Annotated in this window: 16 protein-coding genes; 10 read left to right on the plus strand and 6 right to left on the minus strand. The window is 43.6% G+C overall.

What is annotated here, in order from left to right; translation table 11 throughout:
- Nucleotides 1–176 precede the first annotated feature (176 nt).
- On the plus strand, nucleotides 177–848 hold the full coding sequence (locus tag ATL39_RS03290) for a type 1 glutamine amidotransferase domain-containing protein (RefSeq protein ID WP_120191854.1): 672 nt from the start codon (nucleotides 177–179) through the stop codon (nucleotides 846–848).
- Between the two features lie 74 nt (nucleotides 849–922).
- On the opposite strand, the gene ATL39_RS03295 is transcribed toward ATL39_RS03290, so the two are convergent.
- A complete protein-coding gene (locus ATL39_RS03295) occupies nucleotides 923–1126 on the minus strand; it encodes a hypothetical protein (protein ID WP_147419327.1) in 204 nt (67 codons plus the stop codon).
- A 356-nt stretch (nucleotides 1127–1482) separates the two neighbouring features.
- On the opposite strand from ATL39_RS03295, the gene ATL39_RS03300 reads away from it, so the two are divergent.
- Together ATL39_RS03300 and aldA are read left to right on the plus strand one after the other, a co-directional pair.
- Nucleotides 1483–2865: an MFS transporter gene (locus ATL39_RS03300; RefSeq protein ID WP_120191856.1), complete on the plus strand. Its 1383-nt coding sequence runs from the start codon at nucleotides 1483–1485 to the stop codon at nucleotides 2863–2865.
- A gap of 89 nt (nucleotides 2866–2954) precedes the next feature.
- A complete protein-coding gene (aldA, locus tag ATL39_RS03305) occupies nucleotides 2955–4406 on the plus strand; it encodes an aldehyde dehydrogenase (protein ID WP_120191857.1) in 1452 nt (483 codons plus the stop codon).
- A gap of 192 nt (nucleotides 4407–4598) precedes the next feature.
- Here the strand turns inward: aldA and ATL39_RS03310 are convergent, their stop codons facing one another.
- Entirely contained in the window at nucleotides 4599–5069 is a 471-nt protein-coding gene (locus tag ATL39_RS03310; protein WP_120191858.1) for a tryptophan-rich sensory protein, read from the minus strand.
- A gap of 244 nt (nucleotides 5070–5313) precedes the next feature.
- Between ATL39_RS03310 and ATL39_RS03315 the strand changes: the two genes are divergently transcribed.
- Nucleotides 5314–6198, plus strand: a complete 885-nt coding sequence (locus ATL39_RS03315) for a sulfite exporter TauE/SafE family protein (RefSeq protein WP_120192012.1) — start codon at nucleotides 5314–5316, stop codon at nucleotides 6196–6198.
- A 37-nt stretch (nucleotides 6199–6235) separates the two neighbouring features.
- Here the strand turns inward: ATL39_RS03315 and ATL39_RS03320 are convergent, their stop codons facing one another.
- On the minus strand, nucleotides 6236–7093 hold the full coding sequence (locus ATL39_RS03320; protein WP_120191859.1) for a Cof-type HAD-IIB family hydrolase: 858 nt from the start codon (nucleotides 7091–7093) through the stop codon (nucleotides 6236–6238).
- Nucleotides 7090–7866, minus strand: a complete 777-nt coding sequence (locus tag ATL39_RS03325) for a DeoR/GlpR family DNA-binding transcription regulator (RefSeq protein WP_120191860.1) — start codon at nucleotides 7864–7866, stop codon at nucleotides 7090–7092. The genes ATL39_RS03320 and ATL39_RS03325 overlap by 4 nt, the downstream gene beginning before the upstream one ends.
- Before the next feature lie 181 nt (nucleotides 7867–8047).
- Here ATL39_RS03325 and cobT point away from each other — a divergent pair, with 181 nt between their 5' ends.
- Nucleotides 8048–9082: a nicotinate-nucleotide--dimethylbenzimidazole phosphoribosyltransferase gene (gene cobT / locus ATL39_RS03330; protein ID WP_120191861.1), complete on the plus strand. Its 1035-nt coding sequence runs from the start codon at nucleotides 8048–8050 to the stop codon at nucleotides 9080–9082.
- Nucleotides 9083–9120: 38 nt separating this feature from the next.
- On the opposite strand, the gene ATL39_RS03335 is transcribed toward cobT, so the two are convergent.
- Both ATL39_RS03335 and ATL39_RS03340 read right to left on the minus strand, forming a co-directional pair.
- Nucleotides 9121–9693 carry a superoxide dismutase family protein gene (locus ATL39_RS03335; protein ID WP_120191862.1) on the minus strand — a complete coding sequence of 191 codons (573 nt, stop codon included), beginning with the start codon at nucleotides 9691–9693 and terminating at the stop codon, nucleotides 9121–9123.
- A gap of 103 nt (nucleotides 9694–9796) precedes the next feature.
- On the minus strand, nucleotides 9797–10243 hold the full coding sequence (locus tag ATL39_RS03340; protein WP_120191863.1) for an Lrp/AsnC family transcriptional regulator: 447 nt from the start codon (nucleotides 10241–10243) through the stop codon (nucleotides 9797–9799).
- 158 nt (nucleotides 10244–10401) lie between these two features.
- Here ATL39_RS03340 and ATL39_RS03345 point away from each other — a divergent pair, with 158 nt between their 5' ends.
- From ATL39_RS03345 to ATL39_RS17325, 5 genes are all read left to right on the plus strand, one after another.
- Nucleotides 10402–10950, plus strand: coding sequence for a chromate transporter (locus ATL39_RS03345; RefSeq protein ID WP_120191864.1), 549 nt, complete (start codon nucleotides 10402–10404; stop codon nucleotides 10948–10950).
- A complete protein-coding gene (locus ATL39_RS03350; protein WP_120192013.1) occupies nucleotides 10950–11483 on the plus strand; it encodes a chromate transporter in 534 nt (177 codons plus the stop codon). Before ATL39_RS03345 ends, ATL39_RS03350 begins: the two co-directional genes overlap by 1 nt.
- 192 nt (nucleotides 11484–11675) lie before the next feature.
- The gene (locus ATL39_RS03355) at nucleotides 11676–12359 is read left to right on the plus strand and encodes a response regulator transcription factor (RefSeq protein WP_120191865.1); all 684 of its coding nucleotides are present in this window, start codon (nucleotides 11676–11678) and stop codon (nucleotides 12357–12359) included.
- Nucleotides 12352–13770 (plus strand): HAMP domain-containing sensor histidine kinase, encoded by a 1419-nt coding sequence (locus ATL39_RS03360; RefSeq protein WP_245960916.1) that lies wholly within the window; start codon nucleotides 12352–12354, stop codon nucleotides 13768–13770. The genes ATL39_RS03355 and ATL39_RS03360 overlap by 8 nt, the downstream gene beginning before the upstream one ends.
- Nucleotides 13771–14015: 245 nt before the next feature.
- Nucleotides 14016–14809, plus strand: a 794-nt coding sequence (locus tag ATL39_RS17325) for a hypothetical protein (protein ID WP_170146823.1), incomplete at its 3' end; no start/stop codon positions are given.

The following is a 14809-nucleotide window of genomic DNA, read 5'->3' on the forward strand; positions in this document are numbered from 1 at the left end:
ATGCCTGTTGGAAAAAGGATATGCGGCGTTTCCTGATACCCGGGGTATTGGTTTTAAAGTAAAGGTATATCTATATGAACTGCTCCAACCTATTACGAAGCAGGATGTTTCCTGATCCGGCAAACAGGGTAATTACATTTAGTGTGTAACGAATGATTTATAATGGAGGTTTTAGAATGGCAAGAGTACTCGCAGTATTATCAAGTGGTCATAAAGACGAAGCAAATAATTACGAAACGGGCTGGTGGGCGGAAGAACTGTTTGCACCGCTTGAGCTTTTGGAAAAAGCAGGACATACCGTAGAAATAGCCTCACCATTAGGCGGCAAACCGGTACTGGATGAAGTAAGTTTACTAAAAGATTATGATCCGGAAGGAAAGTATAAAAATTTGTATGAATCCGGTCGTGCGGACAATACGATGAAACTGACCGATGTGGATGCAACAGCGTACGATGCGCTTCTAATTGTAGGCGGCCACGGAGCGATGTATGATTTAGCAGAAGACAAGGCGCTGCACAATGTGATTACGGACATTCACACCAATAAAGGAATTATTGCCGCAGAGTGCCATGGTCCCGCACCGTTGATTTGGGCAAAAAAAGCTGACGGTACGAGCTTGATCGAGGGGAAAAAAGTAACGGGATATCCTGATGAAATCGAACCGGAAGGCCTGCTTGATATTCTGCCGTTCAGTCTGGAACAGGAACTGTCAAAAACAGCAGACTACGATAAAGGCAGCCTGGAAAAGAAAGCTCATGCAGTCTGGGCGGACGAGCAGATCGTAACAAGCCGTGATCCATTTTCTTCCGAACTGATGGGAGAAGAATTGGTCAAAGCACTTAAATAAATAGAAAAAAAGCCATTTCCTGATGCCGGGAAATGGCTTTTTTAATAAATAGATACGAATAAACAAATGTTAAATTATGAAGACTTTAACTCTGGAAAAACGCTGTTATCCGGCTGAAGCGCTTCATAAGCCGCTAAAATACGCTTAATGATAACCAGACGCTGTTCCGAATCAATATGGCTCTGATCCAAAATAGCATTCGATAGTTCAATATAGCTTCTAGTCGGATTCTCCGAAGAGCGAAGAAGTTCTTCATACAATGATTGTTGATTTAACACTTGCTTATTACCCCCTTAGTTATGTACACCTTTACAGTATGTCTGCTCTAATAAATATAATCTTATCACGGTGCTAATATGGAAAAATGTGCTAATAGTCTCGATTGTTTTTACTGAAATAGCTGAAAAAACGGGAAAAACAGCCGGATATTCACTAAAGAAGTAAAGATTACCCACTATCAAGAACGTTTTCTTATGATAAAAACCCCATTTTTTTTTATTCTAATAAACTATTTAGCAGCATATTGAACATATTATTCTGATACACTGTTTTGTGATTAACTCTTTAACAGCTTTATGTATCAAGGCTTTAAATCGTATGATGTGGTTCATTAGAATGAAAAGAGGTCCCGTTTATGGAGGAAATGAAGCATAATTCAATAGTTTATAAAAAGAAATTAGTTCTATTTGCCCTGTTTTTAAATGTGTTAATAATGGTGATGAATACTTCTATGTTTAACATAGCCGTTCCGGTTATCACGGAAGACTTTCAAATCAATACGGCTGCGGCCTCATGGATTGTCACCAGTTATTCCGTCTTTTTTGCAATCGGGGTGGTAATTTACGGCAGGCTCGGTACAAATGCAGCTATACCTTTTCTGCTGACTATCGGCCTTCTGCTTCTCGGAGCAGGCTCTATTCTCGGCGTATTCGCAGAAACGTATCCTCTGCTGATCCTCGCAAGAGTTATTCAGGCGGCAGGGACTTCATCAGTGTCAGCTCTTGGTATGCAGATGATTACACGTTATTTCCCAGTAGAGGAAAAAGCGAAAGCCATGTCCATTTATGCTTCGGCATCTACATTGGGTTTTGGGCTTGGGCCGCTCGTGGGCGGACTGTTAACGGAATACTTAGGCTGGAGCTTTTTGTTTATGGTGAGTGTGCTGGGAGCGCTGATGATCCCGGTTTACAGAAAAAATGTACCCTTTGAAGTGCCGGGTGGGTCATTATTTGATATCCCCGGCTTTTTATTGTTAAGTACCTCAGCAGTAAGCGCGCTGCTTTTTGTATCAACAGGCAGTCTGTTTTTTCTTGCAGGGGCTGTGGCTTTTGTTCTTTTTTTAATCCATATTAACCGGGTCAAAGAGCCTTTTATTGCCCCGGCTCTTCTTAAGCAGCCGATTTACGTGCTCAGCCTTGCTATCGGTTTTGCTGTATTTTTTATTCATTTTGCCATTTTATTTATTACTCCACTGCTGCTTGCTGATGTTTACAGTTTAAACACGGCAGCTATAGGTTGGATTATATTTCCAGGTGCAGCCGGGTCAGCTGTTCTGATGATATTAATTGGCAGAATGGCAGAAAAAACAGGTATTCTCTTTATTATTGGGGGCGGGACCGTATGCGTGACAGCAGCCTCTATTTTGTACGCCGGATTTGGAGGACACGAACCGTGGCTGATGGGATTATTTTTTTTGGTTTCCAGTCTGGGGTTTTCCTGTATCACGATGGGGGTTCCCAATTATTTATCAGGAAAGCTGGCTCCTGCTGAATTTTCCTCCGGTTTTGGACTGCTGCAGTTAACCCAGTTTATCGGCGGAGCCTTTGGGGTTGCGGTTTCCGGGAAACTTCTCAGCTGGGATAGACTGGCTGGAAGTCCTTTGTTTTTTGTATGGCAGGGAGAAGGTGCGGCCTACAGTAATAGTTACGCTTTTCTTATTGGTATAGCCATTCTCTCCGTTGTCTGCTTCTGCTTTTTCTATAAACAGGCCGGACGGTTTCGCTCAGAAACGTTTTAATTTAAGAACACGTGGTATATATACTAGGGTACCCTTATAAGAAGTAAGCAGCTGACGAACAAAAACAATACTGGGAGGTATTTATTATTATGGACGTAACATATCAGCATTATATTAACGGAGAATGGGTTCCATCGGACCATGACGACACAATAGACGTAATAAATCCAGCAACAGAAGAAGTTATTTCCACTATCCCATCAGGCACAAAAGAGGAAACGGAAAGAGCAGTAGCAGCCGCAGACGAAGCGTTTGACAGCTGGGCAGCTACTCCTGTTGCAGATAGAGCCGTCTATTTAATGAAAATTGCGGATAAGCTTGAAGAAAAAAAAGACCACTTTATTAAAACCCTGACAGAAGAAAATGGAAAAACTATGGATACGTCCAATGCTGAATTAACGGTAGCTATCGATTACTTCCGTTACATGGCAGGCTGGGCTCGTAAGTATGAAGGCGAGATTCTTGAAAGCGACCGTCCAAATGAAAATATTATGGTGTTTAAAAAACCGATTGGCGTAGTCGGCGGCATCATTCCATGGAATTTCCCTGTATTCATACTGGCACGAAAAGTAGCACCAGCTTTATTAACAGGCTGTACGATTGTTATTAAGCCGGGACAGGCTACACCAAACACAGCCGGCGAATTTGCCAAACTTATCCACGAGCTGGATCTGCCAAAAGGCGTATTCAATATTGTTCATGGTAAAGGCTCTACGGTAGGAAATACGTTGGCTTCCCATCCGAAAATGGGCATGATTTCCATGACAGGAAGCTTTAATGCCGGTTCTGCTGTAATGGAAGCAGCTGCAAAAGGTATTACAAAAGTAAATCTTGAACTGGGCGGCAAGGCGCCTGCTATCGTATCCAAGCATGCTGATGTGGATCTGGCGGTGGGAAATGTATATGCGTCCCGTACGATTAATAACGGACAGGCGTGTACAAACGCAGAGCGCGTATATGTGCATGAAGACGTAGCAGAAGAATTCACCCGTAAGATTACGGAAAAAATGAAAAATGCTAAAGTCGGAAACTCCATGAATGAACAAAATATTGACGTAGGTCCTCTCGTTAACCAGGATCAGATTGATTCGGTAAGTGCAATGGTGGACAACGCAGTAAAAGCCGGAGCTAAAGTAGAAACCGGTGGCAGTCGTAAAGAGTCAGATAAAGGCTTTTTCTATCAGCCTACTGTTTTAACCGCAGTAAAGCAGGATATGGAAATTATTCAGGAAGAGATTTTCGGACCGGTTCTTCCGATCATGACGTACAAGAATTTCGATGATGCTATTAAGATGGCCAATGATACCGTATTCGGCCTGTCATCTTCTATCTTCAGCGAAAATATTCATGAAATTATGAGAGCAGCAAATGAATTGAAGTTCGGTGAAACATTTGTAAACCGTGAAAACTTCGAAGCGATTCAAGGCTTCCACGCGGGCCGTAAACAGTCCGGACTCGGTGGAGCTGACGGAAAGCACGGCCTCGAAGAACACTTGGAAACGCATGTGGTCTACATGCAGTATAAGAACGACATTAATTAATAAACGAAAAGCAAAAGCCGTTTCTCCGAGAGGGGAAGCGGCTTTTTTTGTTTGTTGAAAAAGATGAGAGGTACGTATATTTATAAAAATTTTGCAAAGGTAGACGCTCTATGCTGGTTATACCTCAGCTAAAAAAGCAAAATCTTTCATTTTATCTTCATAAATGTCTTTTCGGCATGAGTCGCGATCTGTTTATTTTTTTCTGCTTTTATTAAGTTTCCATAAGCCATAGGTCCAATACAAATCATACAAAACCCATAGTACATAAAGAAAAAATAAAAAGGCAGAAAGGTTGTCAAAACGGAGGAGAGCAGTGAATAAAATGATGCAGGGAACAAGGTAAATAACGATACCCATAAACCCGTTAAATGTGCTTTTAGGTTTGAAAAAAGCAATGTTCCAAAGTTCATTCAAGACCAAAATAACAATGGAAAGCACGACAACAAACGTATTTGTTGCATCGAGGGCTCTATACAAAATGATCCCCACTATCATGTAATATAGTATTCCGACAATCAGGAAAAGCTTTATGGAGGCATTAAAAAATTTTGGTCTTTTTAACTGCTCAAACCACGACAATTCTTGTTTGCCAATCAATAAATTTCCCAGTACGGCTACAATAACCACAGTGAAAAAGGTGAGTATTAGAATTCCATAATTCATAAACACTTCCCTCCTTTATTCCTATTGATTAAGTAAATGATAGACTGAGGAACATTGGTTGCAATACTAGTTATTAATAATATACCCGTATCCTCTGGTTAAATACAAAAGTATTTTTAATTTCTTATTTTATCAATAACGCGAACAAAGACCTATAGCTATATTTATAAAATCAGATTAATATCATATAAACCATATAAGAATAGTCAAGATTAAAAAGAAAACAAAAGAGGAGTGAATGGCGGTGCGTAAATTAATCATTTTTTCCATTGTAGGTTTTCTGGCCCAGCTTATAGATGGGGCACTCGGCATGTCATATGGCGCAACGTCCACTACGCTTCTGCTTACGTTCGGCATGGCCCCTGCCATTGTTTCAGCAACCGTTCACTTATCGGAAATAGCAACGACTGCCGCATCCGGGGCATCGCACTTGTATTTTAAGAATGTGGATAAGGAAATGCTGTTCAAGCTTATTCTGCCGGGTGTTGGAGGGGCTTTTGCCGGAGCTGCGCTTCTCAGCAGCATTCCGGGAGACGTTATTAAGCCGTTTATTTCAATTTTTCTATTATCGCTAGGCGTTTATATTATGTACCGATTTCTTTTTAAGATGAATAAAGCGGTCACCGTAAAGCCGGGCCGGAATAAAACCGTATTTCTTCTGCCGCTTGGCGCGGTTGCCGGATTCTTTGATGCAGTTGGAGGCGGGGGATGGGGACCTATTAATACACCGGTTCTTCTTTCCCAACGTGGATTGACCCCGAGAAAAATTATTGGCACAGTCGATACAAGCGAGTTTTTCATTGCCGTTTCAGCATCTGTTGGGTTTCTCATCTTTCTGGGATGGTCCCAGCTGAACTGGGCATTAATTGGTGCTTTCGTAATCGGAGGCGTGATAGCTGCCCCAATTGCTGCCTATCTGGTGCGGATTGTACCTGCGCATCTGCTGGGTGTGCTGGTAGGTGGGTTTATCATTTTGACCAATGCCCGGACGCTTTTATCCACCATTCATGTCCCGGAAGAATGGAGCGTAGTAATTCACCTTGCGATCTTAGCCTTTTGGGCCGGGGCGATTGTAGTTACTGTAAAAAAAGCAGGAAGCGGGAGCCAGGGGGAACCAAAAACTGCATAAAAATCCCCCGGTGCATCAACTGTGCCGGGGGTTTCTATTAATCGATCAGTTGATGCAGGACATGGGCCACGCCGTGTTCATCGTTGCTCCTCGTCACCTCTGTGCTGATATGCTTTACTTCTTCAAGGGCGTTGGCCATCGCAAACCCCCGTCCGGCGGCAGTCAGCATTGATACATCATTTAAGCTGTCACCAATCGCAGTGGTATGCTCCATCGATACTCCCAGTTCTAAAGCAAGACGTTTCAGCATTTTTCCTTTGGAGGCGGTATGGTGTTCGAGTTCGAAATTATGTTTGGAAGAACTTACTAAAGTAAGGTCGCTGCGGTCTTCAAACTCTTTCCAGCCGAGATCGAGCTTCTCCGGATCGAAGGAAAATGCAAGAATATTAAACAGGTCAATGGAGTCGTCCGCGAGCTCCTTATGATTGTTAATGAAGGAAAATCCAAACTGACTGTACTGTTTGCGTGTCGATTTTAAAAGTGTTTCTTTGTTTATTCCAGGATTAGCGCTTGCAATACGATCCATTTCAATTGTTAATATGTCCCGGCTGTTCTGTGCTGTATAAATAGCATTATTACTGAATACTTCATAGTAGAAGCGGTTTTTTTCCAGCCATTCCAGCGCAGAGAGAGCTTCCTGTTTATCCAGTGGGATTTTTGTATGTTCATCGTATTCGGGAGTGTGGAGGGTAGCGCCATTGGCTGCAATAATCCACGTGTTAATGCCGGTGCCTTCAAACAAGTATTTCACATCAAAATGAGCCCGGCCTGTAGCTATTACTACTTCTATATTATTCTGCTGGGCTTTGCGGATGGCATCCAGGTTTTCCGGGCTGATTTGACTGGAGCTGTTTAAAAGGGTTCCATCTAAATCAACAGCAACTAATTTTTTCATTGGTTGTTTGTCCTTTCTTCACTGACAAGCAGTTCCACCCCGTGTTGGCTTAGAAGCTTTTGAAAAGACGGGGAGGGGGGCCTGTCGGTAATCAATACGTCCATTTCAGAGAGGTCGGCAAACTTATAAAAAGACGTAACCCCTATTTTTGAATGGTCAGCCAGCGCAATTCGGCGTTTCGCCTGTTTGATCATCCTGCGCTTTACCATGCCGTCCTCTTCATGTGCAATAGTCAGGCCGTGTTCAGAAATACCGACCACTCCAAGAAATGCCGTATCGGTGAAATACTCACTTAACTTATCTGTGACAGATTCGCCATGAAGAAACTGCTGCTCCTTGTGCAGCTCCCCGCCTAGAATATGAATACGAACATTCGGTTTTGACGAAAGAATGGCCGCCTGATGGGTGGAATTCGTAATAACCGTACAGGATTGGTCGCTTATATACTCCGCGCATGCCTGAACCGTAGTGGAAGCGTCGAGTATAAGCTTATCTTCATCATATACTAGAGAAGCCGCGGTGCGCCCGATTTTCTTTTTTTCTGTAGACACTGTCTGCAGACGCTGTTGATAATCGCCTACCTGATCGTGCCTGCTCGGCAGAATGGCCCCGCCCCTTGTCCGGATAATTCGTTTTTCTTCTTCCAGGCGAACAAGGTCACGGCGGGCAGTGTCTTTTGATACATCGAATAACTCGCAGATAACCGCTGCGGACACACGTTCGTGCTTTTCAAGGTAATCTATTATCGCAATCAGTCTTTCTTCCTGATACATGGCTGCCTCCTGGATAAGTGAAAGTAAGTGATAAGCTAATATTATCACAAGTTTAATTAAGTGAATATAAGTAATTATAATGAATTTTGAACGGTAAAAAAAAGAATCCCGCCAGATAGGAAAAGGATTGCTACAATGGTTATAGCAAATCCACACCTATAAGATAAGGAGCATGCCTGATATGCAGACATTTACGATTCCGCCATTTAATGAGAAGGCGGCCGAAGATGCACGAAACTACATACAAACTTTGACGAAGCCGCCCGGGAGCCTGGGGCAGCTGGAGGATATAGCCGTCCAGCTTGCCGGTATAACTGAAGTGAGGGCTCCTTCTGTAAAAAAAGCAGGGGTACTCGTATTTGCCGCTGATCACGGAATTACCGAAGAAGGAGTATCTGCTTTTCCGCAGAGTATAACCGGGCAGATGGCTAAAAACTTTCAGCATGAAGGGGCAGCCGTTAATGCCTTTGCGCGAGAGAAAAACGCTGCGTTTCAGCTGATTGATATTGGTATGGTCGATGATCTGGATACGCATTTTATTGGGATCAGCCGAAAAGCAGGAAAGGGAACAAAAAATTTCAGGAAAGAAGCAGCGATGACACTACAGCAGGTGCAGGCTGCGGTGCAGATTGGAAGAGAGGAAGCAGCCGCCTTTATTGAAACAAATAATCTGGAATGCCTTATTACCGGCGAAATGGGAATAGGCAATACTACCTCAAGCAGTGCTGTACTGGCCGCGTTGTATCAGGTGGATCCTGCTGAAGTGACCGGCGCGGGAACGGGGTTGGATGACAAAGGTATAAAAAAGAAGGAGATGGTGATTCGTGAATCCCTGGAAGAGAGAAAGCCTGATCCCTCTGACATATGGAACGTGCTGGCCGAAGTAGGCGGATACGAGATAGCGGGAATGACAGGAGCAATGCTGGAAGCGGCAGAAAAAAGAATACCTGTTATTGTCGACGGGTTTATTAATACGACGGCAGCGCTGGCCGCTGTTACCATGCATCCGGAGATAAAACCGTATCTCTTTTTAGGGCATCGTTCTGCGGAAAAAGGGCATGCTTTTGCTATCGAAAAACTGGGCCTTGATCCCATTCTTGAACTGGGAATGAGGCTTGGCGAAGGGACGGGGGCTCTGCTTGCCCATTCTATTTTAGAAGCTTCGGCTGCAATGATAAAAAACATGGCGACTTTTGATGATTTAGCTGGATATTAAAAAAGACCGCCTTTTAAGGGCGGTCTGCTGAGGCTTAATTATTCAACTACTCCGCAGGCAATACGGTCTCCGGAATCTCCGGAAGGCTGTGTTTCATAGTCATCGGCATTCTCATGCACGACGAGAGCCGTATTATCATCGTCAAACAATGAATTATCTTCCATACGGTCTACAATAATTTCATCAGATGCATCAAGTTCTGTAGTCACTTCACCATTTTCATCTGTTTCAATATTTGGAAGGTCTCCTACATGTGGCCCGCCTTCTGAATCTGTACCGTGTTCAGCATCGGTCGGGTTAAAATGATCTCCGGCTGATTCAAAGTCCGGCGCGGTACATTCGCCTGTCTGGTGAAGGTGAATGCCATGTGTACTGTCAGCAGGAAGACCGGAAAGATCCAATTGGATTGTGACGTTTCCATCCTCAGCCTGAACAATTTCGGCCGTTCCGGCTTCCTCTTCTTCGCTGTTTATCATATCAACGGAAGCGGTGTACTGGCCTCCTTCTGAGGCAATTTCATCGTCTTCATCTTCTGCTCCACTGCTTCCGCAGGCAGCAAGAATTAAAATAAAAGCTGCTGTAAAAAGAAACAGCATATTTTTTCTCCACATGTTCTTCTCCCCTTTGTAAGTATTCCTATGTTTATGTTTTCACTTAAATGAGGAGGTTTAAACGACAATTCACAAAGATGCCACATCTCAAATGCGGACAGTTTTAAAGTTTCAAGCCGGATCTGCTTTTAAAACGCCGTAACAGAATATGGCTTTCCACTCTCGTGATACCTTCGAGCGCGTACAGCTCTTCATTTATAAACAGTTCCAGGCTTTTAAAATCATCTACAAGTACGTGCATGTGCAGAGTGCTTGGCCCGGTCATTTGATAACAGCTGGCCACACTTGGATTCTCCACTAACGTTTCCGCAACCTTTACCAGCGACGCCGGTTCGCAGTCTACTTCAAAAAAAGCAGAAACGGTCTTCCCGGTTTTTTCCGAGTTGACAACGACGCTGAATCGTTCGATAATGCCTTTTTCTTTTAGCTGCTGCACCCGGTCTCTAACCGATACGCGGGAAATATTCAAACGTTTTCCAATATCCACATAGGACATCCGGCCATCCTCCACTAAACAATCAACAATTCCCTGGTCTACTTTGTCCAGCATCCAAATTCTCCTTCTCTTTGATTAAGATTTTTATTCATTCTACCATAAAGTACATAATAAGCATAAATTATAAACAAAAAGACATTATTATTGGATAAAATACAACGGTTAGTTATTATGTGTTAGAATAATGAAAACAAAAGTAAGGGGACGGTTATATGCAGTGGCGGATCTTTTTAGCTTTTTTTCGAGTAGGGATGCTTGGGTACGGCGGCGGACCGGCTTCCATTCCTTTAGTACATAAAGAAGTGGTTGAACACTATAAATGGATGACAGATGAAGAATTTGGGGATGTACTTGCGCTTGGAAATACGCTTCCCGGCCCAATTGTGACGAAGCTTGCGGGATACATCGGCTACAAAAAAGGAGGAGCACTTGGGGCTGTTAACGGCGTCATTGCAATCGTAGGACCGACAGCTGTGTTAATGATTGCCCTGTTTGCAGTGCTTGCCAATTTTCAGGATGCCGCCTGGGTGAACGGCATTACAAACGGCGTGCTTCCTGTGGTAACTGTTATGATGGGTGTCCTGACATGGAGCTTTATCCAAAAATCTACAAAAGATCTGGGCTGGGTGCGGGTATTGTTTTTCATTATATTCGGCCTGCTTATTATCAGCGTTCTGAATGTCCATCCTGCGATTGTTATCGTTCTTTTAATTGCTGCAGCGCTTCTGCGCAACGATAAAAAGAAGGAGGGATCGGCGTGATCGTTTATTGGAATATCTTTATAGCTTTTTTCCTGCCGGGAATTCTCGGATACGGCGGCGGACCGGCTTCGATCCCTCTGATTCAGCATGAAGTGGTGGAGCGGTATGAGTGGATGAGCGTCGGTGAGTTCAGTGAGGTGCTTGCAATAGGAAATGCGCTTCCCGGTCCTATTGCTACAAAAATGGCGGCCTATATCGGATACGAGACAGGAGGGGTGTTCGGAGCAGCAGTCGCCCTGTTTGCCACTATTGCACCTTCTCTTATTCTAATGCTGCTTTTGATGGGCCTGCTATATGCGTACCGGCAGTCACCAAAAGTAAAAAGACTGACAACATATGTACGGCCGATTATTGCTGTTCTGCTTGGCATCCTGACCTTTCAGTTTCTGGAAAGCGCACTGGAAGGAGCCGGGGCCGTGCAGACGATTATTCTGCTTGTCGGCAGCTATCTGCTGATGGAAAAGTGGAAAGTGCATCCTGCTTTCGTGATCATTCTTTCCATTGTGTATGGCATTCTTTTTCTGGGCAGCTGAAAAAAATATAAAACTTTTTTTATTCGACATACACCGGACACATTGGGTCTATATATTATAAGCATACCCCCTTTTAAATAATATATAAGAGAGAGTCTCCGAACGCCATCGGAGGCTCTTTCTTTATATATTCTTTTAACTGCAGGCAATATATAAAAAGCTGTTATACTGGAAAAAAGTGAGGGGAACCGAATGGAAAAAATACTTATTATTGAAGATGAAGCGTCAATCAGCCAAGTACTTAAAGCATATCTGCAAAAAGCAGGATTCGACACCGAACAGGTTTATCATGGAGAGGAAGGCATTAAAGCTTTTGATCGTAACCGGCCGGATCTGGCTTTAGTCGATGTGATGCTTCCGGGAATTGACGGCTGGGACATTCTGAAACATATACGTGAAAAAAGTGCCTGTCCCGTCATTATGCTGACCGCATTGGGAGACATGGATTACCGCTTGAAAGGCCTTGATGAGGGAGCGGACGACTACATACCAAAACCGTTTGACGGAAAAGAAGTAGTGGCCCGTGTGAAAGCGGTGCTGCGCCGCTCTGGTACTACTTTATCTGAAGAAGACGTCCAGCATTTTGGGAGTCTGACCATTTACACAAAAGCACACCGCGTGACGTTAAATGGGGTGGATATTACATTTTCCCCGCGTGATTTATCATTATTTCTCTTTCTGGCCGGCCACCCCAACCAGACAATGGAGCGGGAACAGATTATTTATCACGTGTGGGGCATGGATTATGAAGGAAGCGACCGGGCAGTTGATCTTTCCATCAAAAGAATCCGCCAGTCTTTAAAACACTGGCCTTCCAAAGAAGGAGAAATAAAAACGCTCCGGGGATTGGGGTATCAGTTCTGTGTTTATGAATAAAAACCGGAAAATCTCCATTCTCCGATACTGGACTACTTTATATTTACTGACACTGCTCATAGGACTGCTTATTATCGCTGTGCTTTCTTTGTTCTGGATCCGCCAGACGACAGTAGATCACAGGCTGAACGTAACACAGCTGGTAGCTCAGGAAATGGCGGATCGTGTGGCTACAGAAAGCGGGAGCGGAACCCTGCCGAGGGAAGAGGTTCCCGATTTTTTTCAGGATCGGCAGAGCGTTCTTAATATTGAAACGAATCCACTTATTTATATTGTTGATAATAATGGAGATTCTATTACAAGCAACGCTATCCGGGGATTTGAACCGGAACTTGCTTTTCCGGCCAGTGTGCTGGAAAAACAAGATTCGATTCAGCGTTTAAATATAGATATGGTAGGAAATTCTTTCTTAGTGAAAGCGCCGATTATCCAGGAGGGGGCAAACATTGGCTGGGTGGTTATTATTCAGCCGGTGGATGAAGTAGCCCAGTTAAACCAGGAATACAGTCTGGTGGCCATTATGGTAATAGCCCTGTCTCTTTTAGGCTGGCTGACGATTTATGTGCTGTCCCGGAGACTTACCTACCCGGTAAAGCGTGTATCCGGCGCTGCCAAGCTTGTAAAAGACCAGAATTATAATTTCACCCTTCCTGAGAATGTCCGGGAAAAAGAAATTTATGAGCTGGTGGACTCTTTTAAAGAAATGTCCGCCCGGCTTCAAAGGCTGGAAAAACTACGGACCGAACTGCTCGCAGGAGTAACTCATGAGCTGAAAACACCGATTACTTCCATCAGCGGCCTTCTGCAGGCGGTAAAAGATGACGTAGTGACCGATGAGGAAGCTGTAGAATTTATCGATATCTCCTTAAAAGAAACCGAACGGATGAAAACAATGGTAGCCGACCTTCTGGCATTTAATACGTTCAGCGCTAATGGCGTTAACGTCGTGATGGAAAAAAGAGAAATAGGGGCTCTTCTGCAGGAAGTTATTCATCAGTGGGAAGTCACCAACAAAGAAAGCCGGACAACTCTTCAACTAGATGTGCCGGATGAAAAGGTATACGTTCAAATTGATTCCGCCCGGCTCCAGCAGATTATGATTAATCTGCTGAATAATGCCCAGCAATCGTTTGGAACAGGGATGGAAGGTACTATTTGTGTGAATATGAAGCAGGAAGAGGAACAAGCATACATTGAAGTTACAGACAGCGGAAAAGGAATCGAGGAAGAAGAAAAAGAATATATTTTCGAACGGTTTTTCCGTGGAGAAAATAAGAAATATGAAACACATGGGCTGGGGCTTGGCCTTGCATTCAGCCTGATGATCGCTCAGAGCTTAAATGGAGACCTTGCGCTGAAAAGCAGCAGACCTGGTGAAACTATCTTTGTGCTTCGTTTTCCAATTGAATAAACGTACAGAAAAAAATCCGTTTTTCCTTATTTAAGGAAAAACGGATTTTTTTGTATAAAACATATGCATATTTAATTATTGCAAAAAATATTAACATATTTAAATTTTCAGATTTATTAATATTTTACAATTCAATAGTAATCTTTCGTCACAAGAGAGGGAGTGTTCTTATTTGAATCCAGCATATATATTTACTAACAGTCTGGTCAGGAATCTTTCTTTATTAAATAACAGGGGGGAACCAAATGAAAAAAAAGCAGAGTACACATATTGATTACCGGAAAAAAATGGATCGAAGCCAAAAGAGGCATAAACACAAAACAATAGCTATTATGACCGCTGCATCTATTACTATTATGCCGTTTGCAGGCGGAGCGGTGAGCGACTATGGAGCAAAGACGGGTTCCAATACAATCAGTTCAATGAGCAATATTTTGTCAGGTACGCAGAGTGCAGAGGCCATTGACGTAAGTATTTTTGAGAATAATTCTCTAAGTTCCACGTACACGCCGGAGAGCCAAACCCTGGATCTCAGCTATTCTGCAAGCTCACTTGCAGATGTAAGCGTGCTTGAAGACGGAGTCGTGATTTTTGAATTTCCTGAAGGTGTTCTGGACAACGCCACAGTAGGCACACCTACCGTATCGGGAGGTCTTCTTAGTGTAAATGCGGGCAGCCCGGAGGCGGTTGTAGATGGCAACCAGATCAGAGTTGATTTTTCTCAAATATTGAATGCCAGTTTGATTAACGCTCTGGCAGTAGATCTGGGAATAGTTGATATTGCTGATCTTTTAATAGAACTAGGATTAAGCCCTGATCTGCAAGTGGATTTAGATCTTACATTTGATGAGCCGCTGGCACCAGGAACATATCCTATATCAGCTGCTTCAACTGATGGAGATCTAGTCGATGTAACAGTAGGAACGACAAATGCTGGTACAACCGAAGTTGTAGTAGAAGATGTAGATGAAGGAGACGGAGACGCGGATGCCGATGGAGACGCGGATGCTGATGGAGACGCGGATGCCGATGGAGACGC

The organism is Sinobaca qinghaiensis, assembly GCF_003610495.1.
In the GTDB taxonomy this organism is placed as follows: domain Bacteria; phylum Bacillota; class Bacilli; order Bacillales; family Marinococcaceae; genus Sinobaca; species Sinobaca qinghaiensis.